This window comes from Burkholderia seminalis DSM 23518, assembly GCF_902832885.1.
GTDB classification, from domain to species: Bacteria; Pseudomonadota; Gammaproteobacteria; order Burkholderiales; family Burkholderiaceae; genus Burkholderia; species Burkholderia seminalis.
Genome location: NZ_CADFDK010000004.1, coordinates 486063 through 511346, shown reverse-complemented (window position 1 = coordinate 511346; position 25284 = coordinate 486063). Strand labels below are relative to the sequence as shown.

Below are 25284 nucleotides of genomic sequence, written 5' to 3'. Positions count from 1 at the left end.
GCCGCACCGCTGCGACGCCTCGCGTAATGCGCGCACCGCGTGCCGCGCGATGCGCATGACCTGTCGCGGCGCTAGTGCGCCTTCTCCTTCGATGCCGCCGCGGTTGCCGCCGCCTCAGGCAACAGCGTCGGCCCCGGCACCGGCTGCGCGACCCCGGCGGCCGCGCCGCTCGCGAGCGGTGCCACGGGCGGCGCCGGCGCCTGTTCGGGCGCACGCGCCGACGGGCCGCCGAGCGGCATCGTGATGCGCTGGCCGCCGCGTTCGAACACGACTTCGTCCGGGCCGATCGACACGACCGTCGCCCCCTCCTTCAGCCGCGCGCCTTCGAAATAGCGGCTGCCGTCGGCCGTCTCGATGTAGCGCTGGTCGCCGTCGCCCGCGAACACGGTCGTGATCTCCGGAATGCCAGCCGTGCCGCCCAGCGTCGTCGCCGTGCGCGGCGCGGCCGGATCGGCATCGCGCACGTGATCGACGACTTCGAGCGCCGGTCGCGCATCCTTCATGTAGTTGCGGATGCGCGGCTCGATCTGCGCGCGCGCGGCCGCGCCCGTCAGTTCGATCCGGCCGCGGCCGAGATACGTCACCGTCAGCGCCGTATCGCTGAAATAGGTCTGCGCGGTCGCCACCAGGTCGCTGACCACGTAGATGTTGCCGAGCGCCGCGTTGTCGACCTCCGCGACGATCTGCGCGACGCGTTCGCGCGCGGCCGGATCGCTGACGTAGCCCGACACGATCACGCCGTCGTCGCGCGGCGCGACGGCCAGCTCCGGATACGCATGCAGCAGCTGCTGCAGCCGGTGCGTGCGCGCGAGCACCGATTCGTGCTGCCACGGCAGGCGCCCCGACCACGCGACGAAGCCGTAGCCGAGCGCGCCGAGCAGCACGCCGATCCACAACGCGACCAGCGCGATCACGAGCCGGCGGCTGCCGAGGCGGCGCAGGCCGCCCGTGAGCCAGCCGAGCCACGCGGCCTCGCGCGCGGCGTCCGGCGCATCGGCTTCGTCCGGCACCGCGACGCTCGCCTGCGCATGCCGCGCGATGCCGAGCCGGATCGAGCCGACCGTCACGACGTCGTGCGGCGTCAGCGAGCGGCGCCCCGCGCCGAGCGGTTCGTCGTTGAACAGCACCGCCGCGCCGGTCTCGCCGCCGTGGTTCTGCACGGTCACCGCGAGCGCGCCGACCTGCAGGCACACCTGCTTCGCGCCGATCTCGCGATCGGGCAGGATCACTTCGCAATCGGCCGCGGTGCCGACCCAGTTCGCGCCGCGCGCGAGCGACATCGTGCGGCCGTACATCGGCCCGCTCAGGAAACACAGGTTCCACGGCGACGCGAGCGCGGCCGCGCCGCCCCCCCGCGCCGCCGGGCAATGCGCCGTCGCCGTGCGGATCAATGATGCTCGTCGACATGGGGAGTGGCTCCTGCGGTCGTCGCGGGCTGCGCCGCCGCATCCTGCGGCGGCGGCAGCGCGGGCGGACCGAACTTCGTGCCGGGCAGCGGCTTCGGCGTCAGCGGCACCGCGACGTCGTTGTCCGGCGGGCGGTACATCGACAGTCCTTCCTGGCCGGCCGGCGCGTCGACACCCGGGTTCACGGGCGAGCCGTCCGGCGCATACATCGACGCGGTCGTCACCACGCGCGGCGTCAGCAGGTAGAACCGCTCCATGTGGTTGCCCGACTTGTCGGTGTACTTGAACAGGTTGCCGATCAGCGGAATGTCGGACAGCCAGGGCACGCCGCTCTTGTTCAGCTTCACCTCGTCGTCGTTGAAACCCGCGATCAGCAGGCTCTTGCCCTCGTCGATCATCGACTTGGTGACGATGTTGCGCTGCTGGATCACCGGAATGTTCGACACGGCCTGCCCTTGCACGACGTTGCCGTCCTGGATGTCGATCGACATCATCACGCTCTGCGGATTGCCGGACACGGCCGCCGCGTTGCGGATCGCCTCGTCGACGATCATCGGCGTCACCTTGATGCTCGTGCCGGTCGTCACGCTGTACAGCGACGAATCCTGGTAGCCCTGCACCTGCACGTAGAACTGCGTAAGGTTCTCGAGGATCGCCTCGGTGTTGTCGAGCGCCAGCACCTTCGGTTTCGAACGCAACTGCGCCTGCCCCTTCTGCGCGAGCGCGTTCACGCGCGTGAGCAGGTAGTTGCGCAGCGAGCCGCCGATCGATGCCGTCAACGCGATGCCGGTCGGCAGGAAGGTGCCCGTCTGCCCGGTTTCCGACGTGCCGACGCCGAACGTGAGCGGCGGATTGCCCGAGCCGTTGTACTGCGTGTTGCCGTTCAGCGGATTCGCGCCGTTGCCGATCTGCACGTCGCCGTGCGTCGTGTGCAGGCGCCAGTCGATCCCGAGGCTGTCGAGCGAATCCTCGTTGATGTCGATGATCGTCACGTTGATCTCGACGATGCGCGGCCGCTCGTCGAGCTGGTTGATCAGCGACTGGTAGCGGTACATGTTCTCCGGCAGGTCGCGCACGATCACCGCGTTGATCGCCGGATCGGCGACGATCTGCGGCAGCGCGTCGCCGCCGCCGGCGTTCCCGAACGGTGCAAGCCCGCCGCCGGCACTGCTGTCGCCCGCGTAACCGCCCGCGCGCGGGCCGCCGGCGATATCGGGGAAGTCGAGCCGCGGCACGGCGATCGTCAGCCCCGAGCCCAGCTTCACCTGGCGCGCGGCCTGTCCGAGCGGCGTGCTCGACGGCAGCGCGTTCGTGCCGCCGCCCTTGCCGAACAGGCGGCTCAGGATCGTCGCGACGCCCGGCACCGTCACCTCCTTGCCCGAGCGGTTGATCGTGAAATCCGACGCCCAGCCGTACTTCAGCCGGAACGCGCGGATGTCCGCATGCGCGCCGTTCGCCGACGGATCGCCGACCGAGCCGACCGCCTGCCGCACGAGCTCGACGTAGCGGCGCGGGCCGGCCACGTACACGCTGTTCGCGCGGTCGTTGATCACCAGCGTGTAGCGCTTGTCGGGAATCTGCATCGCCTGCAGCGCGCGGCCGATTTCACCGGCTGCGTTCGGCGGGATCGGGATCATCTGCGTCTGCGACTGATCGGCCGGATCGACGTACAGGAACGAGCCGTCGTAGTACCACGTGAGCCCGTAGGTCGAGCAGATCGTGTCGAGCGTCTGTTGCGGCGTGCCCGAGAAGCGGCCGCTGATCACGCCGTCGACCTTCGGGTCGACCACCGCCGTCACGCCCTGCGACGACGCGAGCTCGCGGATGAAGTCGCCGATCTTCTTGCCGTTCGCGACGATCGTGAACGGCTTGTTGCGCCAGCGCAGGTCCGCGGCCCGCGCATGCTGCGCGGGCGCCATGCACAGCGACGCCGTGAGCAACGCGGTCGCGCACATGGCGAGCGCGGCCCGTTGCAGGCTGCGCGGTTGAAACCGGATCGAGGCGACGCGTCGACGCATCAAAGGACTCCTGTGGAAGAAACGAACATGCGTTCCAGCGCCTGCTGCGCGAAGCGCAGCACTTCGCCGCCGAGCCAGCCAGACAACAGCACGAGCGCGACCATCACGGCGATCAGCCGCACCGCGATGCCGATGTTGGCGTCCTGCACCTGCGTGACGGCCTGCAGGATCGCGACGACGAGGCCCGTGACGGTGGCGATCAGCACGATCGGCAGCGACAGCAGCAGCACGAGCATCAGCGCCTGGCGCGTCAGGTCGAGGATCGTCGAGCTCGTCATTGCACGGCTCCCGGCACACGCACGCCGGCACCCGCGCCGACCGTGCCGTCGTCCGGCGGGTTCTTGACCCAGCCGACCGTATGCAGCTGCACGTCTTCCTCGACCTCCTGGTACGACAGCACCGCGAGGTCGGGCAGGACCGGCTGCAGGATCGTCTTCACGTAGCGGCGCGCGCCGAGCGCGACCATCACCGCGAGCCGCACGGCGCCCTGCGCATTGCCGTGCCCGCCGGCGCCGCCCGCCTGCGCGGCCTGCACGATCGCGCGCACCTGCTCGCCGATGTCCTGCTTGACCGCGCTCGACAGCGCGAGGAAATTGCCCTGCTTGGTGCGCATCACCGCGCTCTCGATCCGCTCCTGCAGGTTCTGCTCGAACAACACGACCCGCAGCTGGCGCGTCGTGCCCGCGTGGCGGTCGGTAATCATCCGGCGCAGGTCGACGCGCACGAGCTCGACCAGCGCGATCACGTCGTCCGGTTCGTTCGGCGCCCACGTGATCAGGCTTTCGAAGATCACGCGCAAATTGCGGATCGGCACCTGCTCGGCCAGCAGTCGGCGCAGCACCTCGGTCACGCGCTGCAGCGGCACGAGCCGCGTCAGCTCGCCCACGAGTTCCGGATGCTCGCGGCGCACGAGGTGCACGAGCGCCTGCGTTTCCTGGATTCCGAGCAGTTCGTCCGCATGCTGGCGCACGATCTGCTCGACATGCGCGGCGAGCGCGCTTTCGCTCGACAGCCACTTGCCGTCCGGCGCGGGGCCGTCGGGCTTGATCCACAGCGCCGTCGCGAACGGGCCGAATGCCTCGGCCGGCTGGCGCTCCGCGCGCTCGGGCAGCGGCGCGACGCCGTCCCACAGCAGCCAGCCCGGCTTCAGCGCGCCGTGCGCGGCGAGCACGTCCTGCAGATAGATCCGGTACGTGCCGGCCGCCGCGCCTTCGTCGTCGTTCAGCGTGATGCGCGGGAACACCGTGCCGATGTCCGCATCGACGCGCGCTTTCGCGCTCGACAGCGCGGCCTGCAACTGCGCGAGGTTCAGGCTCGCGCGCAGGTCGTCGGACAGCGACACCGCGATCAGCGACGTGACGCCGGCCGCATGCGACACCTTCGCGGGCTGGCCGTCGTCGGCCGCGCCGACGCGCCCCGCGATCTGGATCAGGTTGAAACTCGGCGCGGCCGTCTTGCGCTTGAGCTGCGAGAACGCGAACACGCCGAGGCCGATCGCGATCAGCGCGAACGACCATTTCGGAAAACCGGGCACGACGAGGAAGCCGGCCAGCACGACCGCCGCGATCAGCAGCGCGCGCGGATGCGCCCCCAGCTGCTCGCCGAGCTGTTCGCCGAGCTGGCGCTGCCGCGCATCGCGCGTCGCGACGCGGGTCGTGACGATGCCGGCGGCGATCGACACAAGCAGCGACGGAATCTGCGACGCCATCCCGTCGCCGACCGTCAGGATCGCGTAACGCTGCAGCGCCTGGCCGATATCCATCCCGTGCATCAGCGTGCCGACCGCGATCCCCGCGACGATGTTGATGAACGCGATCACGAGGCCCGCGATCGCGTCGCCCTTCACGAACTTCATCGCGCCGTCCATCGCGCCGTGCATCTGCGATTCCTGCTCCAGCTTCTCGCGTCGCTCTCGCGCTTCGTCGGCGCTGATGATGCCCGCGCGCAAGTCCGCGTCGATGCTCATCTGCTTGCCGGGCATCGCGTCGAGCGAGAAGCGTGCACCGACTTCCGCCACCCGCTCCGACCCTTTCGCGATCACGATGAACTGCACGACGGCGATCACGAGGAACACCACGCCGCCCACCACGACGTTGTTGCCGACCACGAGCCTCCCGAACGCGTCGATCACGTGGCCCGCGTTCGCGTGCAGCAGGATCAGCTTGCACGACGCGATGTTCAGCGCGAGCCGGAACAGTGTCGTGAACAGCAGCAAGGCGGGAAACGACGAGAAGCTCACCGCCGACGGCACGTAGGTCGATACCGTCAGCAGTACGACGCTCGCGGCGAGGTTCAGCGAGATCATCCCGTCGAGCGCGGCCTGCGGCAGCGGCAGGATGAACAGCGCGACGACCGCGACGATGAACACCGCGATGAACAGGTCGGCGCGCGGCGATGCGCCCCCGAGACGCGGTCCGGACACGCCGCGGCCGGCGGAAAACAACCGCTGCCAGTCGCGGGGGAGCGCCTTCGGTTCAGCCATCGTGCCGTCGTCCTGTCGTTATCGCCGGCCGGCACGGGCAATCCTGCCCGTGCCGCGCGGACCGTTGAATGGGACGAGTGTAGCGACGGGAAACGATGGAAAAAGGGATGCGCCTCGTAGCGCGAAAGCGCGTTTTCCGGCGACGATCGAATCGGACTACGAAACCCGGCGGCACGCTCGGGCACGCGCCGCCGGAACCGCTTCCATCGGGTGCCGGGCCGCCGGCGCGCACGCCGGCGGTGCGCCGTTTCGGGGTTACAGGCGCCGCGCGGCGAGGTACGCGAGCTGCGCGCGGTTCTGCACGTTGAAGAGTTTCTCGAGCGACCGGATGTGATGGCCGACCTTGTGCAGCGACGTGCGCAGCGCGCTCGCGATCTCCTGGTCGGACAGCCCATGCACGAGGCGATCGAGCACCTGCTGCTGCTCGTCGCCGAGCGCGAAACCGCGCATGCGTGCGATACGCGCCTCGAGGAACGGCAGCGCGACGCGATGCACGGCGAGGCTCACCGCCAGCGCGCCGCCGATCACGCGATCGTCGATCCACTCGGTGCCGTGCGTCTCCGACGTCACGTTCACCGCGACGCGCAGGTCGAGACGCGGCGCCGACAGACTGAAGATCACGCCGCTGTTCATCGCGTGCGCACGCAGATGGCCGGCGAGCGCCAGCACCTTGCGGTCGCCGCTGCCCTGCGCGGCCGCCTCGATCTCGTCGAGCCGCCATGCGACCGGAAAGCCGCTCTGCCGCACCTGCGCGAAACGCGGGTCGCTCTCGTAGAGCATCCCTTCGATGAACGGCTGCATGAACGTTGCCGGCGCGAGATCGCGCAGCAGATGGGCACACAAAATGCGCCGCCCGATCATTTCGTAGGCGCCGTAACCGAGCGTACTGAAACCGATTTGCCGCAATCGCGCATGGCATTGCGCGAAATCGATTGGCGCGAGGTCGGTTTTACCGGATCCGATTTGAATGCCGGTAAAAACGTCGCGCTCGATTGCCTGATATTCGCTCGAATAAGCGGCCGCGGCCGCTATATCGGCATGTGAGAACCATTCGACGCGTGGTGCGCCGTCAGCATGTGTCATGAGGAGCCCGCCCCTTTCCCAATATATGAAACTGCGCCCCGTCACGATCTGGTCTTTTCTTTATGATTTTCTGGTAGTCAATATACGCGCGCGAACATGAACCTTTCGCCGCAATTAGTATTACGGCATATTACGCATACACAGGCATTTTTGTACAATGCCCCCGCGTTTCGTCAGGGATGACGATCGGCGCATATCAAAACGATGCTCGATCGCACCGCCGCGAATGCCGTTCACGATACGGCCGCCGCCAGGCGATGCGCGTCGATTCCGAGGGATGGCTCATGTCCGATATTGCATTGCATGAAGAAGCGGTCGCCCCAACCTTTCCGCGCGCGTCGGGCGCGTCGGGCGCCTGCGCGGATGCGCGCCGGGAGCGCACCGTGCAGGTCGTCTGGTGCGACGACGTGAAGGGCGGCGACGTCACGCAGCCGCACGCGCCGAAGCTCGGCGTCGCCGATACGCTCGCGCACGCGCAGAGCACGGCCGAGCGCAACCGGATCGTCACGAGCCTGCTGCATCTGACAGGCTTCTCGACGTTCGCGTACTTCGCGCTCGAATTCTCGCGCGAGCGCGTCGAAAGCCTCTATCTGCACGAAGCGTTCACGCCGCCCACCTATCGCGGCGACTACGTGCGGCACAACCATCACGACGTCGATCCGCGCACGCTCGGCGCGCGCGTCTGCAACATGCCGATCGTGTGGGACCTGCAGCAGCTGCGCCGCGAGCACCGCGAGCGCGACGACGGCCCGAGCGAGCGCCCCGCCACGCTCGACGGCTTCCTGCAGACGATGCAGGACGACGGGATGTGCAGCGGCATCATGTATTCGATGGCCGTGCCCGGCACGCGGCTGCACGCGTTCATGAGCTTCACCGCGCCGCGCCGCACGCGCGAGTGGATCACGCCGGCGACGATCGAGCAGGCATTGTCGATCGGGTTGTCGGTGCACAAGTTCGCCTCGCCGCAACTGATCTCGACGTCGCGCGAGCGCGCGGTGAACGGGCTCACGCCGTTCGAGCAGGAACTGCTGCTCGGCATTGCCGAAGGCGCATCCGACAAGGAGATCGGCCGGCGCCTCGACACCAGCGCGCACAACGTCGACTATCACCTGCGCAAGCTGCGCAAGCGCTTCGGCGTCGCGAACCGGATCCAGCTCACGTACCTGACGTCGAAGCTCGAATTGATCTGAGCGCGGCGCCGCCGCTTGGCGAATTCGAACGCGTAAACGCGCATGCCGGCCTCGAGGGCCGGCATGCGCGGGTTGCGGTGCGACGTTACTTCAGCAGCGTCATCTGCACGACCTTCACGATCACGAGCCCGACCGCGATCACGAGATAGCCGCGCAGCACGGCCATCCAGATCCGCGTCGCGAGCGTCATGTTCTGCGGCTCGAGCGTGTCGAGCGGCGGCATCCGCCACGTATCGCGCAGCGACCGGTCTACACCCGGCTCCACCACGCGCTTGTTGCGGCGAATCAGGACCGTCGCGAGATACCCCGCGATCGCAAGCACGGTACCGCCCACCAGCACGTCGACGATCGCTTCGCCGCTGATATCCGGATACATCACCGACGCGGTCAGGATGATCGACAGCAGCACGAGTACCCAGATCACCGCGCCCGTGAACACGTTGAGCTTCGTCGAGTTGACCCACGGGCCGAGCACCTGGCGGTCGTTGCACAGCACCAGCAGGAACACCGTGGCACTCGGCAGCAGCACGCCGGCCAGCGTCTGCACGGCTTCGGTCAGCAGGCCGAGCGGGCTGCCCGGGATCAGCACGAGCGTGGCCGCCGCCGCGACAATGCCGAAGTAGACGAGATAAAAGCCCTTTGCGTCGGTCACGCCGCGATGCAGCGAGTGGCGGATCTTGAACACGTCGCCGATCGCATACGCGGTCGACAGCGACACCGCCGCCGCGCCGATGATGCATGCGTCGAGCAGCGCGATCGCGAACAGCGTCGCGCTCGTGCGGCCCGCATACTTCTCCAGGCCCGCGATGATGCCGCCCGCGTCGGTAAAGTTGCCGGCTTCCGGATGGCCGCTGAACAGCGCGGCGCTGAAGCCGATCATGGCCACCGCGCCGACCAGCACGAACGCGATACCGATCCACAGGTCGGCCTTCTCGTACTTCATGAAGCGCGGCGTGATGCGCTTGTCGATCACGTAGCTCTGCTGGAAGAACAACTGCCAGGGCGCAACCGTCGTGCCGACGATGCCGATCACGAGCAACATCACGTCCGACAGCTTCGCGTGCGCGGGCCAGTTCGGCACGAAGAAATCGCGCGACATCTGCGCGACGCTCGGATGGATCGACACGAGCACGGGCACGAGCAGCAGGCTCATCACGCACAGCCCGATCGCGAACCGCTCGAAGCGCCGGAAATCGCCGGTACTCACCGCGGCCATCGTCAGCGCGGCGGCCACGCACACGCCGGCCACCTTCGGCAATCCGAAGAAATCCAGCACGAATGTGATGCCGATGAACTCGGTGACGATCGTGAGCGCATTGAGCAGGAACAGGTCGATCACGCTGAACGCGCCCCAGAACTTGCCGAAACGCTCGAAGATCAGGCGTGCATGGCCGACGCCGGTGACCGCGCCGAGGCGCAGCACCATTTCCTGGTTCACGTACAGCACGGGCACGAGCAGCAGCAGCGTCCACAGCAGCGTCGTGCCGTAGTTCTGGCCGGCCTGCGTGTAGGTGCCGAATGCGCCGGCGTCGTTGTCGCCGACCATCACGATCAGGCCCGGGCCGATGATCGCGAGCAGCGTGCGCAGGCGCGCCCACCACGTGCCGCGCGCACCGGTGTCGTGGTGCGGGATCGTGCCGAGTGCGCCGCGGATGTCGCCGAGGTGGGCGTCGTCGAGCACGGCGCTGCGTTCGGCGGCGATCGGTGAAGAGACGTTGGATGGCGTGGACATGATGTGTTCCGTACGGCTAAGGGTTATGCGATTCGATAAGCGTGTGACCTTGGAATGCGCACGGGGCGACCGCCCGAAGGCGGCCACGCGTGCGCATGCCGAGGCGCGCTCGGCGCTTCCTTCAGTGGATCAACGATTTCAGCTGGTTCAGCAGGCGGGAGAACACCCGCGGACGGGCGTCGAGCGTCAGCATCGCGTCGTACTGGTTGCGCGATTCCGTGACGTGCGGAAGGTTCGACAGCAGAAGGCCGAAGTTCATGGTCTGGCTCCGTGCGGCGACGGCAGGCGTGCCGGCCGCGTCGTGGGCGCGGGGCCAGTCCGGGGCCTGAACGACGTGTCAGGCTAGTCGGCCGGATTGTCCCTGCGACCGGGGTTCAAAAGGGTCGGTGCGTGCAACGGGCATAAGGGACAACTGTCACTGTCGTTCATGGCGGCTCCTGTGCGGTGTTCCGGAAAACACGGTTGACCGCCGTCAGGCCGGCGGGCCGCCATTCGCGAGCCGGGAAAAGGCACGCGCGAACGCGACCGCCTGCCAGGCGGCGGTGAAACCGGCCAACGCATGCGAAAACGCATCACGCTAACCGGCGCGAATCAGGGTGCACGTAGGGATTTGCTGCGGAATGCTGCTGCGCGCACCGTTTGCCCGGGAGACAAACGGCGGCTTCGATGAGGCGCGGACGTCGGTCGCTCAGGCGGAAATTTCGTTCGAAGATCGACTACTGCAGGCGTCCAAGGCGGCGGCCCCAAGAGTGAAGATGGCGGATTCTATGGACGGCCCGAAAGTGAAGTCAACCCCTCCCAACCCCATTTCCCGAAATAAATTCCCCGCGTTTCGCCGCTGAAAGATTTGCCCTTGAAATGGCGCACCGAAACCTTTCAGCGCGTCAGGATGCGCTCCGGCGGCGATGCGTGCGCGCAACGGCACGGAGTATCCCGCCGCGTGCGCTTCCGGCCCCCGCCAGGCCGCTGCCGCGCGACCGCGGTCCGTTGCGACGCGCAGGCCACGGACGTCATCTTTCGTGCGTTTTTTGCTTGCGCCGCAGCAAAAGTCGCGACTACAATCCGCCCCAATTCATCAAGGGAGTCCCCCCGTGGACACATGCTCTAGTTGCAGTTCGATGCCGGTCCAGGCCGGCCAAGCCATCGCGAGATAGCAGCCAGACGCATGTCTTTCGCCGCTAGCTCGCATTCGTCGGGTTAGCGCGCTTCCTCCCGGGCCGGCCATCGCCGCCTCGCCAGTCGCACGCTCCGTTACGTTCCACCCTCCGATCGCAGGTTGCGTCATGCGCCCGCGCTCGATCACGTCGTCCGGCGTTTGCCGGACCGGACGGAGGCAGCGTCATGTTCTTTCCATCCTTCGCGCTCAGACTCAAGCGCATCGCCCACGTCGCGTGCGACCGTGCATTCGTTTCCGGCCTCTCGCCGCTCGCCCACGCGTTCAGCAACTGGCGCGGCATCGCGCTCGCCCACGTGCCCGCGGCACCACGCCCGCTCGACTGCGTGCTGGTCGCCGCGATGGCGGCCGCGGTCGCGCTCGCCGCGCTGCTGTGCGCGGCCGCCTCGCGCCTCGGCTTCGCGCAGGTGTGGCGCGTCGGCGGCTGGCTGCCGTAATCCCGTCGCCGCGCGGCGGTACCACTCGCCCTGGAACGCCGCGCGATCGTCTCGTCGCATTTCCCGCATCGCGCCTTCATTTATTCAGTCTAGCTAATCAAACCATCAACGGAATCCGCATGAAGAATCACCTCGAACCTGTCCCGCGCAAGCGCCGCGTCAATGCGCTCGCCACGCTGTTGCTGTCGCTTGCCGCCACACCCGCGTTCGCGCAGGCGTCGTCACCGGCCGCGGCCGAGCCGGCAGCCGGCGCCAGCGACGCCGCCGCGCCCGCACGACAGGCCGCCGATGCCGCCGCGCCCGCCCCCACCGGCTTCTGGGAGCGTTCGAACCTGCTCGGCGACATGGGCGGCCTGCGCGACCTGCTGGGCGATCACGGCGTCACGCTGAGCCTGCAGGAAACCAGCGAGTACCTGTACAACACGTCCGGCGGCACGCATCGCGGCGGCGCGTACCAGGGGCTCACGCAATTCGGTTTCAACGTCGATACCGGCAAGGCGATCGGCCTGCCGGGCGGCACGTTCAACGTGTCGGGGCTGCAGATCCACGGCACCAACCTCACGCAGCGCTACCTGCAGACACTGCAGACCGCGACCGGCATCGAAGCGAACTCGACCACGCGACTGTGGGAGCTCTGGTACCAGCAGTCGTTGCTCGACGGCAAGGTCGACGTGAAGGTCGGCCAGCAGAGCGTCGACCAGGAATTCATGGTAAGCCAGAACGCGTCGACGTTCATGAACGCGACGTTCGGCTGGCCCGTGCTGCCGTCGACCGACCTGCCGGCCGGCGGCCCCGCGTATCCGCTGTCGTCGCTCGGCGTGCGCCTGCGCGTGAAGCCGGCCGACGCGTGGACCGCGATGATCGGCGTGTTCGACGGCAACCCGGCCGGCCGCACCGACGGCGACGCGCAGGTGCTGAACGCGCACGGCACCCACTTCAACCTGCGCAGCGGTGCGTTCGTGATCGGCGAGGTGCAGTACGCGCTGAACGCGCCGCCGGCCGATCCGAAGGCGCCGCAACCCGTCGGCCTGCCCGGCACGTACAAGCTCGGCTTCTGGTATCAGTCGCAGCACGCGAACGACCCGCGTTACGGCACCGACGGCCTGTCGCTCGCGGATCCGGCGAGTCACGGCACGCCCGCCGCGCATCGCGGCAACTACGGGTTCTATGCGGTCGCGGACCAGATGGTGTGGCGGCCGTCGGCCGACAGCCCGCGCGCGCTCGGCGTGTTCGCACGCGTGATGGGCGCACCCGGCGACCGCAATGTCGTCGACTTCGCGGCCAACGCAGGCGTGACGCTGAAGGCGCCGTTCGCCGGACGCGACAACGACGTCGCCGGCATCGCGATCGGCTACGCGAAGATCGGCTCGCATGCGCGCGGCCTCGACGGCGACACCGGCGTGTACACGACGCCCGGCTATCCGGTGCGTCGCGCGGAGACGGTCGTCGAAGCGACCTACCAGTACCAGGTCACGCCGTGGTGGCAGTTGCAGGCCGACCTGCAGCACTTCTTCCGCCCGGGCGGCGGCATCCCGAACCCGAACGCGGCCGGCGCGCGCATCGGCGACGAAACGGTGGTCGGCGTACGCACGACGATCACGTTCTGATGCGCGCCGCATGAAAACACGGGCCGGTCGGCCGCTCGCGCGACCGTCCGGCCCGTTTGCTCGTGTGCCGCGCCGCGAATTACTCGCCGTACAGCCCGAGCAGTTTCAGCGTGACGCCGTTGGTCCAGCCGAACCCGTCCTGCAGCGAATATTCACCGCCTCCGCCCCCGCCCGTGCCGGCGCCTTCGACCACGTACTTCTCGACGAGCTTGCCTTCCGTCGCATACACATGCTTCACGTCGGACAGGAAGCGCGTGCCGATGTCCTTCGCGAGCGCCGGTTCGCCATAACGGCGCAGCCCGTCGATCGCGATCCACTGCAGCGGCGCCCACCCGTTCGGCGCATCCCACTGCTGGCCCGTGTTCTCGGTCGTCGTCGCGAGCCCGCCCGGTTGCAGCAGCGTCTTGCGCACTTCGCGCGCGGTCGCCTTCGCGCGCTCGGGCCATGCGACGCCCGCGAACAGCGGATACAGCGTGGCCGCCGTCACGCCGTCGCGCGGCTTGCGCAACTGCCAGTCGTAGTCGCCGTAATAGCCGTGACGATTCCACAGGTAACGGTTGATCGCGGCCGCACGCCGTGCCGCGCGCCCGGAGAAATCGATCACGCATGCCATGTCGCGCGCGACCGTGCAGCCCTTCACGATCGTCGTCTCGAGATGGAACATCAGGCTGTTCAGGTCGACCGGCACGATCGACGTCGTGCGGATCGTCGCGAGCGTCTTGCCGTCGCCGAACCAGCGCGAGCTGTAGTCCCAGCCGCTTTCGGCGCCCGCACGCAGGTCGCGGTAGACCTCGTTCGCCGGGCGGCCGGTTGCCGACTTCGCGGTCGTCACGTCCTCCAGATACGACTCGTCGCGCGGCGTGTCGCTCGCGTCCCAGTAGCGGTTCAGCACCGCGCCGTCGGGCATCGCGACCACGTGGCGCGCGGCCTGCCCGCGCGGCGTCGTGGTTTCGCCTTGCATCCAGTACGCGTGTTCCTTGCGCAGCTCCGGCAGGTATTTCTGGTAGACCCTGTCGCCTTCGGCCTGCGCGGCGAGCGTGACCATGTACGCGAAGAACGGCGGCTGCGAGCGGCTCGCGTAATACGTCCGGTTGCCGTTCGGGATGTGGCCGATCGTATCGATCAGATATGCGAAGTTGTCGAGCATGTTGTCGACGAGATCCTCGCGTCCCGACACCTGCAGGCCGAGCATCGTGAAATAGGTATCCCAGTAGTAGCCTTCGCGAAAGCGGCCGCCCGGCACGACATACGGTTTCGGCATCGCGATCAGCGAACCGTATTGGGGCACCGTGACGCTCGTGCGCGTGAGCTGCGGCCACAGCCAGTCGATGTGCTGGCGCAGCGTCTGGTTCGGCGGCGGCGTCACGCCGCTTTCCGGCGGCGGCGTGAAGTGCTGGCCGACGAACGTCTTCAGCGAAAAGCCCGGTTGCGATTTCTGTTGCTGATACAACTGCACGATCGTCGCGGGATCGGTATCGGGCGTCGCGTCGACGAAGGTCTTCTGGTCGGGGTAGATCTGCGCGGTCTGCACCGCGACGAACAGGTCGCCGTAGAGCTGGCTCGGCGGCGGCAGCAGCGTGCCCGATACGGCGGGTGCCGCGGCGGTGGCGGCCGCGGCCGGAGACTGGCCCGCCGCTTGCGCGGCGGCCTGGTTCGCGTTGTCGGCCTGCGCGGCGCAGCCTGCGACAGCGAGATAGGCGACGGCCAGCGTGGCCGCCCAGCGAAGACGCGGCGCGGGCGGCGCAGCGCGTGACGAGAGATGAACCGGGAAGCGAGTTGCAATCGGTGCGGCACGACGTGGCGTCATGACGTGTCCCCTCCTTTCGATGGTGAATGGATCGGCAAGGGGTCTCGTTCGCGCGCGCGTTCGTCTCGATGGCCCTCGATCGATACGCGTCATGTGGTGGTGCGAGTCGGTCCGACTGTCGCACGAAACGCGCACATCAAGCAAGTTTCGATTCGCGCGACTCGCGCAGGTAACCGCGCACGGCCCGCGATGCACGCGCCTCGAGCGCCGCCGCATCGGTCTCGCCGCGCGCGCCCGCCGCGTCGACAATCCCTTTCACGATCGCCAGCAGATCGTGCGCGACGACGTCGGGCGCGGCGACACGCGGCGCATCGCGCAAGCCGAGCGCATGCAGCAGCGTCGCGTGGATGCGGTCCGCGACGCGTGCCGCACGCGCACCGAGCGGCAGCCGCGCTTCCTCGAAATCGATCAGCCGCGCGAGCACCGGCCGGCGCATCTGGTGCGCGACGGCTCCGCGCACCAGGGCGCGCAGCACGTCGTCGCAGGACGACAGCGCGGCCGCCCGGTCGACGTCGTCGAGCAGATGCGCACTCTCGCGCTCGACGAGCGCGGCCGTCAGCGCGTCGCGATTCGGGAAGTATTGATAGAGCGAGCCGATGCTCACGCCGGCCAGCGCGGCGACGGCGTTCGTCGTGTAACCGTCGAAGCCGTCGCGCTCCAGAATGCGGGCAGCGGCCTCGACGATCGCGTCGACGGTGGCCGCCGAGCGGCGCTGGCGCGGCGCCTTGCGGGGCGACAGCGCGATACGCGAGGACGATCCGGACATGGCGGGCAGGCGAGTTTCGAATATGAGCAAACGCTCACATTCTAGAAACGCACGTGCCCTCCGTCAAAAGAAATCGGCACGCATGCGCAGTCGTTCCTTCCGCGCATCCGGCCGGAAAGGACGACTGTTGCAACATGCGGAACAACTGTTGTCATGCGTGACGCAACGGTCACATTGTGGGCATAATGGCGTCTTTACCGCGCGCCCAGCCCATGTCGCCCGTCTTTCTAGCACCGCTCATCGTTGCCTGTGCGTTGTTCATGGAAAGCGTCGACGCGAACATCATCGTCACCGCCCTGCCCGCGATGGCGAGGGACTTCGGGCACAACCCCGTCACACTGAACATCGCGATCACGGCCTACGTGGTCGGCCTCGGCGTGTTCATTCCGATCTGCGGCTGGCTCGCCGACCGCTTCAGCGCACGCTCCGTGTTCCGCACCGCGATCGGCATCTTCGTCGTCGGCTCGCTGATGTGCGCGGCCTCCAACTCGCTCGGCGTGCTCACGTTCGCGCGCTTCATCCAGGGCGTCGGCGGCGCGATGATGGTCCCGGTCGGCCGCATCATCATCTTCCGCGCGGTGCCGCGCTCCGATCTCGTGCGCGCGATGAACTACCTCGCGATTCCCGCGCTGTTCGGGCCCACGGTCGGACCGCTCGTCGGCGGCTTCATCACGACCTACCTGCACTGGCGGATGATCTTCTTCATCAACGTGCCGATCGGCCTCTACGGGATCTATCTCGCGAGCAAGCACATCGCGAACACGCACGAGCCCGATCCCGGCCCGCTCGACTGGTTCGGCTTCCTGCTGTCGGCGAGCGGCGCCGCCCTGCTGCTGATGGGGCTCACGCTGATCGACGGCGCGCTCACGTCGCGCTCGAACGCGCTCCTCATGTGCGTGGCCGGCACCGCGATGCTGGCGCTCTACGTGCCGTATGCGCGCCGCAAGGAACGGCCGGTGCTCGATCTCAGTTTCCTGAAGATCCCGACGTATCACGCGAGCGTCGTCGGCGGGTCGCTGTTCCGCATCGGCCTCGGCGCGGTGCCGTTCCTGCTGCCGCTTGCGCTGCAGGAAGGACTCGGCATGAGCGCGTTCCATTCGGGGCTCATCACGTGCGCGTCCGCGCTCGGCGGCGCGGTGAGCCGCTCGACGGCCACGCATACGCTGCGCCGCTTCGGCTTTCGCACGGTGCTGATCTACAACGCGGCCTTCGCGGGCCTCGCGATCGCCGCGTACGGCGTGTTCCATCCCGGCATGGCGACCTGGGCGATCTGGCTGATCGTGCTCGTCGGCGGCATCTTCCCCGCGCTGCAGTTCACGAGCCTGAACTCGATGATCTACGCGGACATCTCGCCGCGCGACGCGGGCCGTGCCACGAGCCTCGGCAGCGTCGTGCAGCAGATGTCGCTCGGCCTCGGCGTGACGGTGGCCGGCCTCGTGCTGCACGTGTCGCACTGGCTGCAGGGCCACCAGAAGATGATGTGGTCGGATTTCTGGCCCGCGTTCCTGGTGGTCGGGCTGTGCTCGTTCGCGTCGATTCCGATCACGCGGCGGCTGCCGCCCGGCGCCGGCGACGAAGTGGCGCGCGGCAAACGGCAATGAGCGGCAACACGCGGTCGGCGCATCGGAATCGTTTCCGCCGCCCTCGGCCGCCTGTCGATTGCCTCGTTTTTATTTTTTAATTTCCGGTTTATTCAAGAAATCGAAACGCGCGAAAAACGCGGGCCGGAATGACGGCTTCGACAAGACATCAGCTGGAAAATCGCCTGCACCGAATCGGATCGGAGATCCATGCGCCGCGGTGCAATGCCCGCCCGGCCGCACGGCCGACGCACCGCGATTGCGCGCACGTCGTTAACTTGAAAATCCCGAATATATCGGCCAATAATGGGCGGTCGCATCGGCGCGAACATTCATCCCCACGCCGACATACGGAAGTTGGCATAACAATCCCCCTGCTGTTTGACGTTTCGATCGCTTCCCGCCTCGAAGGAGTCGCCATGACTCAAGAGCTGATTGTGCGCGCGCCGGAAACATTCGCCATCGATTCGCCCGCCGTATCGAGCGTTGCGGCACAGCCGCTGCCCACGCATCTCGCCGTCATCCTCGACGGCAACCGGCGCTGGGCCGACCGGCTCGGCCTGCCGACCGCCGACGGCTACCGGGCCGGCGGCCGCAACGTGCATGCGCTGCTGTCGTGGTGCGAGGAAGCCGCCATCCCGTTCGTCACGCTGTGGCCGCTGTCCACCGAAAACCTGAACCGCGACGCCGAGGAATTGCGCGGGCTGCTCGCGGTGATCGCCGACGTTTTCGACGAGCTCGCCGCCAGCGGCCGCTGGCGCCTGCACGTGATCGGCGACCTGACGAAGCTGCCGCCCGACACGGCCGAACGGATCGGCGCCGCGCAACGACGCACGGCCGATGCGCGCGGGCTCGACGTCAACATCGCCGTCGCGTACAGCGGCCGCCTCGACCTGCTGAATGCGATCCGGTCGCTGATCGAGGAGCACGTCGCGGCCGGCACCGTCGATCAGTTGCTCGCGCAACTCAGCCCGGAAATGATCGCGAGCCGGCTCTGTACGGCCGGCCAGCCCGAGCCGGACCTCGTGATCCGCACGTCCGGCGAGCAGCGCCTGTCGAATTTCATGCTCTGGCAAACCGCCTTCTCGGAGTTCTATTTCACGCCGACCTGCTGGCCCGATTTCGGACGCGACGATTTCGATCAGGCCATCGATGCGTACGGCAAGCGCGCGCGCCGGTTCGGCAAGTAAGCCGGACTCCCTTCACGACACCCGTTGTCACCCGCTATCCGCGAGGTACGCCATGTCCGCCGTCGAAACCGTTGCCGCCGCGCCCACGCTGGTGCTTCCGCACCTGTTTCACCCGTTCCGGACGCCCGTGCACCCCGACGCCGACCGCGCCGAAGCCGACCTGCAGGCCTGGATGAACGGTCATGGCCTGCTCGAGGATCCGCGCTGGGCCAGCGGCATCCGTCACGGCAAGATCGGCGAATACTGCGCACGGGTCTATGCGTACTCGACCTTCGACGGCCTGTGCTCGGCGACCCGCGCGTACGGCTGGATTTTCTCGATCGACGACGGCCTGTGCAGCCTGCATGGCGTCGCCCGCTCGCCGGGCGATCTCGGGGCGCTCTACCTGTGGCTGTACGAGATGATCGCGGATCCGGCCGGTCACGATCCGGTGCCGCTGCGCGATGCGCTGGCCGCGCGCCTGCCGCACATGGCCGCGTTCCTGCCCGCGCTGCAACGCGCGACGCAGGACATCTGCACGCGCATCGCGGCCGCGTCCACGGCCGCGCAATACGCACGCTGGACGGCCGGCATGATGACGTTCCTGTTTTCGACGCTGTGGGAGGCCGGCCGCTACGCGACGGATGTCGTGCCGGGCGAGGCCGAATACCTTTCCGGCCGCACGTACAACGGATGCGGCGAAGGCGCGTTTGCACTGATCGACATCGCGGCGGGGTACGAAGCGCCCGTCGCATTCTATGCGGACGAAGAGGTCCGGCGCCTGCGCAAGCTGTCCGGCCTGATCCTGTGCCTCTGCAACGACATCTTTTCGTATCCGAAGGAAGCCGGCGAATCGAGCAGCAATCTCGTCTGCGTCCTGATGCACGAGCGCGGCCTCGCGCCGCAAGCCGCGCTCGACGCGGCGGCCGCGATCCACAACGGGTATCTGATGCGTTATCTGGAACTGGAGGCCCGCGTGCGGGCGCGCACCGACGATCGAACGTCGCTGCGCCTGCTCGAAGGCGCGCGCTCGTACATCCGCGGCAACTACGACTGGCATTTCGGTTCGCCACGCTACGGTGCGGCCAGACACTACGACCTGTCGCGCGCGCTGCGGCCCGGGGAAACGAGTGCCGCGGCGTGACAGGCACGGCGGCGGCGCGTGAAAATCCGGCAATACAAAAAAATCAGCGGACATCCACTCGGGGCCGGTGCACAGCCGCATGGATGTCCGCTCAGGGCTCCTGAATTCCCGATGGGGGTTGAGAATCCAGGATTCGCTTCCTGCGTGCCATGGACATATGTGCGTCGGAAGCGGAATCGTTGCGCGCATTTGTCGCCGCGCCATGAACTGCACTATAGGGAAACTTGCGAAACCTATCTGTCAAGCATTGTCAGACGCGCGGCGGCAGCGCATCGCACGCGTGCGCCGCTTTCGCGCTAAAGTGGTCCCCGATCACCACCCTCGACCGCCATTCCGATGCTTACGCTCTCGCCCGCCGCCGCCCGCGCGCTGCATCTCGCCGCGCAGGGCCTGCTGACGCCGCCCCGCCGCAAGGCAACCAAAACCGACGTGCTCGACACGATCCGCCGCATGGCGCAGTTGCAGATCGACACCATTCACGTCGTCGCGCGCAGCCCGTATCTCGTGTTGTTCAGCCGCCTCGGCGATTTCGCGCCGCAGTGGCTCGACGAACATCTCGCCGAAGCGCGCCTGTTCGAGTACTGGTCGCACGAGGCGTGCTTCCTGCCGGTCGAGCAGTTCGGGCTGATGCGCTACAAGATGCTCGATCCGTCGGGGATGGGCTGGAAATACGCGGCCGAATGGCATGAGCGCAACCGGCCCGACATCGAGCGGCTGCTCGCGCGGATTCGCGACGAGGGCCCGGTGCGGTCGGCCGATTTCGCGCGCGAGGATGGCGCGAAGGGCAACGGATGGTGGGATCGCAAGCCGGAGAAACGGCACCTGGAGGTGCTGTTCACGACGGGTGACCTGATGGTGTCGGAACGCCGCAATTTCCAGCGCGTGTACGACGTCCGCGAACGCGTGCTGCCCGGCTGGGACGATTCACGCGACCTGCCGCCACGCGAAGCCGTGCTGCCGGCGCTGCTCGACTACACGTGCCGTGCGCTCGGCGTCGTGCGCGCGGACTGGGTCGCCGACTACTACCGGCTGCCGCGCCGCTCGTACCGCGACGAACTGGAGCGGCTCGCGGCAGCCGGCGACCTGATTCCGGTGCGGATCGACGACTGGAAGGAACCGGCCTACGTGCATCGCTCGCTCGAAGCCTGGCTGCCGGCCGCCGAGGCCGACACGCTGCGCTCGACGGTCACGACGCTGCTGTCGCCGTTCGATCCGGTCGTCTGGGACCGGCGGCGCGCGTCGACGCTGTTCGGCTTCGACTACACGATCGAGTGCTATACGCCCGAGCACAAGCGGCGCTACGGTTATTTCTGCCTGCCCGTGCTGCATCGCGGCCGGCTGGTCGGCCGCGTCGATGCGAAAGCGCATCGCACGCTGGGTACGTTCGAGCTGAAGGCGGTGCATGTCGAGCCGGGCGTGCGCGTCGGTGCGGGGCTCGCGGCCGACGTCGCGAAGGCCGTGAAGAGACTCGCGGCGTGGCACGGCACGCCGGAGGTGACGGTCAGACACGCGCCGCCCGAGCTGGTGAAGGCGCTGGCCGGCGCGTGACGGATTGGCCGGCTCGCGCGGCGGCGGCGCACGCGCCGCCGGTCACGGATCAGTCGCGCAGCTTGCGAAAGCGCGGCGTACCGTCCTCGAGGTTCCCGTTGAACATCGCTTCCGGACGCACCCACAGCCCGCGCGCATGCGGCCACAGATGCTCGTACACGACCACCGATTCCTCGGTTTCGGAGTGGCGTGCAACGCCGATGTAGCGGTACAGCCCGCCCTTGTAGTGACGGTGCGTCGCGAGCTGTTCGGCTTCCTGTTCGGTCATGATGGGCTTCTCTTCGGCAAAAAACGGAAAGCGCGTATTGTATGCGCTGCGCCGCGCGTCAGCGTTTCGCGTAGATGTCGGGACGGCGGATCTCCATCAGCCGCTCGGGATTCGCGGACGGCCCGAAGCCGACCGGCCGGTACAGTTCGTGCGCATCGGTCGTCACGAGCATGATGCGGCGCAGCCGCTGCACCATCTCCTGCGCGAACACGTGATCGATCAGCGCACGGCCGTAGCCGTTGCCGCGATCGGCCGGCAACACGAACACGTCGCACAGGTACGCGAACGTCGCATGATCGGTAACGAGCCGCGCGAACCCGACGAGCCGGTCGCCGACATACGCACCGAAACACAGCGAACCCTCGATCGCCTTCTCGACCACGTCGCGCGGAATACCCTGCGACCAGTACGCATCGCGATGCAGGAAGTCGTGGATCGCGTCGATGTCGAGTTCGCGCTTGTCAGTGGAAAATCTCAGCGTGGCGGGGGCGGCTGCGAGCACGGCGGTTCTCCGGTCGAGGTCGGAAGGCGGAGCATCGACGATACCGCGCCGTGAAGCGGCGGACAAGGTACACCATCGATCCGCCGCGGCCGAATCGGCGACAATGTCACCCGCCCCATGAACCGGTCACGTCGCCTCATGCCCTTCCGCCTCATCGCATTCGACTTCGACGGCACCCTCGCCGATTCGCTCGACAGCTTTCTCGCGGCGCTGTCGGAAGCGTCGCGCCTGCACGGCTTCCGCGACGCGACGCCCGAACTGCGCCCCGCGCTGCGCGGCATGTCGGCACGCGACATCATTCGCGCGCTCGAGGTGCCGATGTGGAAAGTGCCGCGCGTGACGATCGACATGCGCCGCCTGATGCGGCCGCGCGTCGCGCAGGTGACGCTGTTCCCCGGCGTCGACGCAACGTTCGACGCGCTCGCCGCGCGCGGCATCCGTATCGCGATCGCCACGTCCAACACCGAAGACATCGTGCGCGACCGGCTCGGCCCGCGTGCCAGTGCCCACGTCGACACGTTCGCATGCGGCATTCCGCTGTTCGGCAAGGCGCGTCGCCTGCGCGCGCTGGTGCGCGAGGCCCGCGTACGTGCCGACGAAGTGCTGTACGTCGGCGACGAAATCCGCGACGCCGACGCAGCGCGACGCGCACGCATCGCGTTCCAGGGTGTCGCGTGGGGCTACACCGCGCCCGATGCATTGCAGGCACATTGCGCGACACCGCTGCTGCCGCGCCTCGATGCGTTGCTCGATCGCGTGTGACGCTTGCTCGCGCATCGCATGCGCGACCCGACAGCACGACGCTCAACCACCGATGACACACGCGTGCGTCCCATGCATCGCATGCGTCACGCGCACGCAAAAATTGCCGCCGCCGCAGGGGCATCAGGTACGCACTACCTGTCCGCCGGCGCGCGCATCGTTTCGTCTTACCAACCGTTACACAAGCCACATCGCGGTTGCACCTGCTACCCGACCGCCCTCCTAGAATCAGTCGGGCCGGGAAACACTTCGACCGGCGCCGCGGCAGAGCGGCGGTCGAATCCGGTCCGGGCGCGCCCGGTCTCTCGCACAGCGACGGATCACGTGATCCGTTTTTCAACCAGAGCCCCGATTGACAGGAGGTCCTCATGAACCGCTTCCCCCCCATCTCGCGCCTTGCTTTGTCTGCCGCTGGCCTGCTTCTCGTCGCCGTGACGGCGACCGCGCAAACCGCGCAACCGGCACCGGCTGCGCCGGCCGCCGCCGCGACGCGCATCCACGAAGCCGACCAGGCCTTCATCACCGACGGCACGAAGACCGTGTCGACGCAGCACGACGCGGCGCGCATCGCCGATTCGCGCACGTCGGACAGCCAGGTCAAGGCATTCGCGCAACGCGTGTCGACCGACGATGAAAAGATCATCCAGGCGATGCGCGCGGCGAGCCCGCGCGGCGTCGACGTGCCGGCCAACGACCCCGACACGGCCGTGCTGAGCAGCATCAAGAACCTGCGCGGCGCCGAGTTCGACAAGGCATACATCGAGCAGGTCGCGCTCGCGGGCCAGCAGAAGGCGATCTCGGCATTCCAGGCCGAAATCGCCTCGGGCCGCGACACGAAGCTGAAGGAAGTCGCACGCCAGTCGCTGCCGATTCTGCAGGCGCACTACGCGGACGCGCAGAAGCTCGCGCAGCGTCATCACCTCGCTTCGGCGCAGTAACGCGATACAGCGCCGCGCTTCCCCCGTCGTCGCGCTGCCGCCGCTCCCGCCGGCGGCGCGACGCACGTCACGCGTCAGCTCGCGAGCTTCGCCACCAGCCGCGCGCTCACTTCCGGCCATTCGTCGTCGATGATGCTGAAGCGCACCGAATTGCGCTTGCGGCCATCCGGCATGATCCGTTCGTGACGCACGATGCCCTCCTGTTTCGCGCCGATCCGCAGGATCGCCGCGCGCGATTTCTCGTTCAGCTCGTCGGTCGTGAACTGCACGCGCACACAGTGCAGCGTGTCGAACGCATACGCCAGCAGCAGCCACTTCGCCTCGGTATTCGCACGCGTGCGCTGCGCCGATTCGCTCAACCACGTATGACCGATCTCGAGCTTGCGATTCTTGCGGTCGATCTTCCAGAAGCGCGTGCTGCCGATCACGCGGCCCGATGCGCGATCGACGATCACGAACGGCATCACGGTGCCGGCCGCGCGCCCCTGCAATGCGGTATCGATATACGCGTCGATCGTCCCCGCGCCCGGCACGACCGTGACCGTCAGGTTCCACAACTCGCCGTCGGCGGCGGCATCGAGCAGCGCCTGCCGGTCGGATGCATCGAGCGGCCGCAGGACGACGCGCTCGCCGCGGAGGGTCGGTGGTTCGAGGGAAGACGATGCGGCGGTCATGGCGAGATTCCGGGAAACGAGGACGATGGCGGCGAAACGCCCATCATACGGGGCCGCTAGCCGAGGTGCGCGGCCAGCCGCCTGCGGATGGCCTTCGCCTCGCCGCGCAGCGCATCGGCGAACGCATCGACGAGCAGATTCTTCGGCCGGTGCTCGGGCACGATCATGCTGACGCGGTACGGAAACGATCGCGTGAGCGGCCGCACGTGCAGGTCGCGCCCGACGAAATCGAGCGCGGTCAGCGGATTGACGATCGCGGCGCCGAGCCCCTGCCGCACGAATGCGCACACCGATACGGCCGACGGCGTGTCGACCACCGAGCGCGGCGCGACGCCGAGTTGCGCGAACGCCTCGTCGATCAGGATGCGGTACGGATCGTTCAGCGACAGGCTCACGAACGGTCGATCGGCGAGATCCAGCAGGTCGATCGCGTCCTGCGCGAGCAGCGGGTGACCGTCGGGCAGCACGCATACTTCATCGACTTCGAGCAGCGGCGTGAGCACGGTGCCGGCCGGCGCGACGTCGTGCTCGGTCAGCCCCAGGTCGTAACGCTGCGCGGTCAGCCACTCTTCGAGCATCGGCGATTCCTGCGTTTCGACCGACAGGCTGACACCCGCATGCGCGCCGTGAAAACGGCGGGCCGCGCCGGGCAGGATCGCGTGCGCAAACGCCGGCAGCGCGATCACCGACAGCTGGCCGTCGCGAAACTCGCGCAGGCGCGCGGCCGTCGCCGCGACGCGTTCGAGCCCCACATACGCGAGCCGCACGTCGTCGAACAGCGTGAGCGCGGCCATCGTCGGCCGCAGCCGGCCATGCGCGCGCTCGAACAGCGCGAAGCCGACGACCTGCTCCATCCGCGCGAGTTCGCGGCTGATCGTCGGCTGCGACGTGTACAGCATCTCGGCCGCGCGCGTCGTGCTGCCGGTGACCATCAGCGCGCGGAATACCTCGATGTGACGGTGCGTGAGCATGACTATCTATATCAGAGCTGAATCAA

General features: G+C 67.9%; 22 protein-coding genes and 1 pseudogene. 10 read left to right on the top strand and 13 right to left on the bottom strand.

Annotated features, from left to right (window positions below):
- Window positions 1-71 precede the first annotated feature (71 nt).
- The 5 genes and pseudogenes from sctD to HWX00_RS16435 all read right to left on the bottom strand — a co-directional run bounded on the left by sctD (window position 72) and on the right by HWX00_RS16435 (window position 6989).
- Window positions 72-1407: pseudogene (sctD, locus tag HWX00_RS16455) on the bottom strand (type III secretion system inner membrane ring subunit SctD).
- Complete coding sequence (sctC, locus tag HWX00_RS16450) at window positions 1388-3424, bottom strand: type III secretion system outer membrane ring subunit SctC (RefSeq protein WP_124607697.1); 2037 nt, start codon at window positions 3422-3424, stop codon at window positions 1388-1390. The pseudogene sctD and the gene sctC overlap by 20 nt, the downstream one beginning before the upstream one ends.
- Window positions 3424-3702 carry a type III secretion system export apparatus subunit SctS gene (sctS, locus tag HWX00_RS16445; protein WP_006480854.1) on the bottom strand — a complete coding sequence of 93 codons (279 nt, stop codon included), beginning with the start codon at window positions 3700-3702 and terminating at the stop codon, window positions 3424-3426. Before sctS ends, sctC begins: the two co-directional genes overlap by 1 nt.
- On the bottom strand, window positions 3699-5906 hold the full coding sequence (gene sctV / locus HWX00_RS16440; RefSeq protein ID WP_175028968.1) for a type III secretion system export apparatus subunit SctV: 2208 nt from the start codon (window positions 5904-5906) through the stop codon (window positions 3699-3701). Before sctV ends, sctS begins: the two co-directional genes overlap by 4 nt.
- Window positions 5907-6161: 255 nt before the next feature.
- A complete protein-coding gene (locus tag HWX00_RS16435) occupies window positions 6162-6989 on the bottom strand; it encodes a helix-turn-helix transcriptional regulator (protein ID WP_034189396.1) in 828 nt (275 codons plus the stop codon).
- Window positions 6990-7273: 284 nt separating this feature from the next.
- Between HWX00_RS16435 and HWX00_RS16430 the strand changes: the two genes are divergently transcribed.
- Entirely contained in the window at window positions 7274-8179 is a 906-nt protein-coding gene (locus HWX00_RS16430; RefSeq protein ID WP_175028967.1) for a helix-turn-helix transcriptional regulator, read from the top strand.
- Between the two features lie 85 nt (window positions 8180-8264).
- On the opposite strand, the gene HWX00_RS16425 is transcribed toward HWX00_RS16430, so the two are convergent.
- A complete protein-coding gene (locus HWX00_RS16425) occupies window positions 8265-9911 on the bottom strand; it encodes an Nramp family divalent metal transporter (protein WP_175028966.1) in 1647 nt (548 codons plus the stop codon).
- Between the two features lie 121 nt (window positions 9912-10032).
- A complete protein-coding gene (locus tag HWX00_RS16420) occupies window positions 10033-10170 on the bottom strand; it encodes a hypothetical protein (RefSeq protein WP_167361904.1) in 138 nt (45 codons plus the stop codon).
- Window positions 10171-10531: 361 nt separating this feature from the next.
- Between HWX00_RS16420 and HWX00_RS16415 the strand changes: the two genes are divergently transcribed.
- From HWX00_RS16415 to HWX00_RS16405, 3 genes are all read left to right on the top strand, one after another.
- Window positions 10532-10753, top strand: coding sequence for a hypothetical protein (locus HWX00_RS16415; protein WP_154233767.1), 222 nt, complete (start codon window positions 10532-10534; stop codon window positions 10751-10753).
- Between the two features lie 499 nt (window positions 10754-11252).
- On the top strand, window positions 11253-11522 hold the full coding sequence (locus HWX00_RS16410; RefSeq protein ID WP_049035638.1) for a hypothetical protein: 270 nt from the start codon (window positions 11253-11255) through the stop codon (window positions 11520-11522).
- 119 nt (window positions 11523-11641) lie between these two features.
- The gene (locus HWX00_RS16405) at window positions 11642-13129 is read left to right on the top strand and encodes a carbohydrate porin (protein WP_175028965.1); all 1488 of its coding nucleotides are present in this window, start codon (window positions 11642-11644) and stop codon (window positions 13127-13129) included.
- A gap of 79 nt (window positions 13130-13208) precedes the next feature.
- Here the strand turns inward: HWX00_RS16405 and treA are convergent, their stop codons facing one another.
- Window positions 13209-14936 (bottom strand): alpha,alpha-trehalase TreA, encoded by a 1728-nt coding sequence (gene treA, locus HWX00_RS16400; RefSeq protein WP_175028964.1) that lies wholly within the window; start codon window positions 14934-14936, stop codon window positions 13209-13211.
- Between the two features lie 136 nt (window positions 14937-15072).
- A complete protein-coding gene (locus HWX00_RS16395) occupies window positions 15073-15702 on the bottom strand; it encodes a TetR/AcrR family transcriptional regulator (protein WP_069706827.1) in 630 nt (209 codons plus the stop codon).
- A 212-nt stretch (window positions 15703-15914) separates the two neighbouring features.
- On the opposite strand from HWX00_RS16395, the gene HWX00_RS16390 reads away from it, so the two are divergent.
- The 4 genes from HWX00_RS16390 (at window position 15915) to HWX00_RS16375 (ending at window position 21143) form a co-directional block, all read left to right on the top strand.
- Window positions 15915-17303 carry an MFS transporter gene (locus HWX00_RS16390; RefSeq protein WP_059556796.1) on the top strand — a complete coding sequence of 463 codons (1389 nt, stop codon included), beginning with the start codon at window positions 15915-15917 and terminating at the stop codon, window positions 17301-17303.
- A gap of 128 nt (window positions 17304-17431) precedes the next feature.
- A complete protein-coding gene (gene uppS / locus HWX00_RS16385; RefSeq protein WP_226194103.1) occupies window positions 17432-18472 on the top strand; it encodes a polyprenyl diphosphate synthase in 1041 nt (346 codons plus the stop codon).
- A 52-nt stretch (window positions 18473-18524) separates the two neighbouring features.
- Window positions 18525-19595 carry a terpene synthase family protein gene (locus HWX00_RS16380; RefSeq protein WP_049032136.1) on the top strand — a complete coding sequence of 357 codons (1071 nt, stop codon included), beginning with the start codon at window positions 18525-18527 and terminating at the stop codon, window positions 19593-19595.
- A 336-nt stretch (window positions 19596-19931) separates the two neighbouring features.
- Window positions 19932-21143 (top strand): winged helix-turn-helix domain-containing protein, encoded by a 1212-nt coding sequence (locus HWX00_RS16375; RefSeq protein ID WP_049032135.1) that lies wholly within the window; start codon window positions 19932-19934, stop codon window positions 21141-21143.
- 49 nt (window positions 21144-21192) lie between these two features.
- Here the strand turns inward: HWX00_RS16375 and HWX00_RS16370 are convergent, their stop codons facing one another.
- Entirely contained in the window at window positions 21193-21411 is a 219-nt protein-coding gene (locus HWX00_RS16370) for a DUF1653 domain-containing protein (protein WP_006480837.1), read from the bottom strand.
- A gap of 58 nt (window positions 21412-21469) precedes the next feature.
- A complete protein-coding gene (locus HWX00_RS16365) occupies window positions 21470-21913 on the bottom strand; it encodes a GNAT family N-acetyltransferase (protein WP_175028963.1) in 444 nt (147 codons plus the stop codon).
- 138 nt (window positions 21914-22051) lie between these two features.
- Between HWX00_RS16365 and HWX00_RS16360 the strand changes: the two genes are divergently transcribed.
- Window positions 22052-22675, top strand: a complete 624-nt coding sequence (locus tag HWX00_RS16360; RefSeq protein ID WP_175028962.1) for an HAD hydrolase-like protein — start codon at window positions 22052-22054, stop codon at window positions 22673-22675.
- Between the two features lie 368 nt (window positions 22676-23043).
- On the top strand, window positions 23044-23613 hold the full coding sequence (locus tag HWX00_RS16355) for a DUF4142 domain-containing protein (RefSeq protein ID WP_049034712.1): 570 nt from the start codon (window positions 23044-23046) through the stop codon (window positions 23611-23613).
- A gap of 74 nt (window positions 23614-23687) precedes the next feature.
- On the opposite strand, the gene HWX00_RS16350 is transcribed toward HWX00_RS16355, so the two are convergent.
- Both HWX00_RS16350 and HWX00_RS16345 read right to left on the bottom strand, forming a co-directional pair.
- The gene (locus tag HWX00_RS16350; RefSeq protein WP_034189383.1) at window positions 23688-24287 is read right to left on the bottom strand and encodes a GNAT family N-acetyltransferase; all 600 of its coding nucleotides are present in this window, start codon (window positions 24285-24287) and stop codon (window positions 23688-23690) included.
- Window positions 24288-24343: 56 nt separating this feature from the next.
- Window positions 24344-25258, bottom strand: coding sequence for a LysR family transcriptional regulator (locus HWX00_RS16345; protein ID WP_059556801.1), 915 nt, complete (start codon window positions 25256-25258; stop codon window positions 24344-24346).
- Window positions 25259-25284 lie beyond the last annotated feature (26 nt).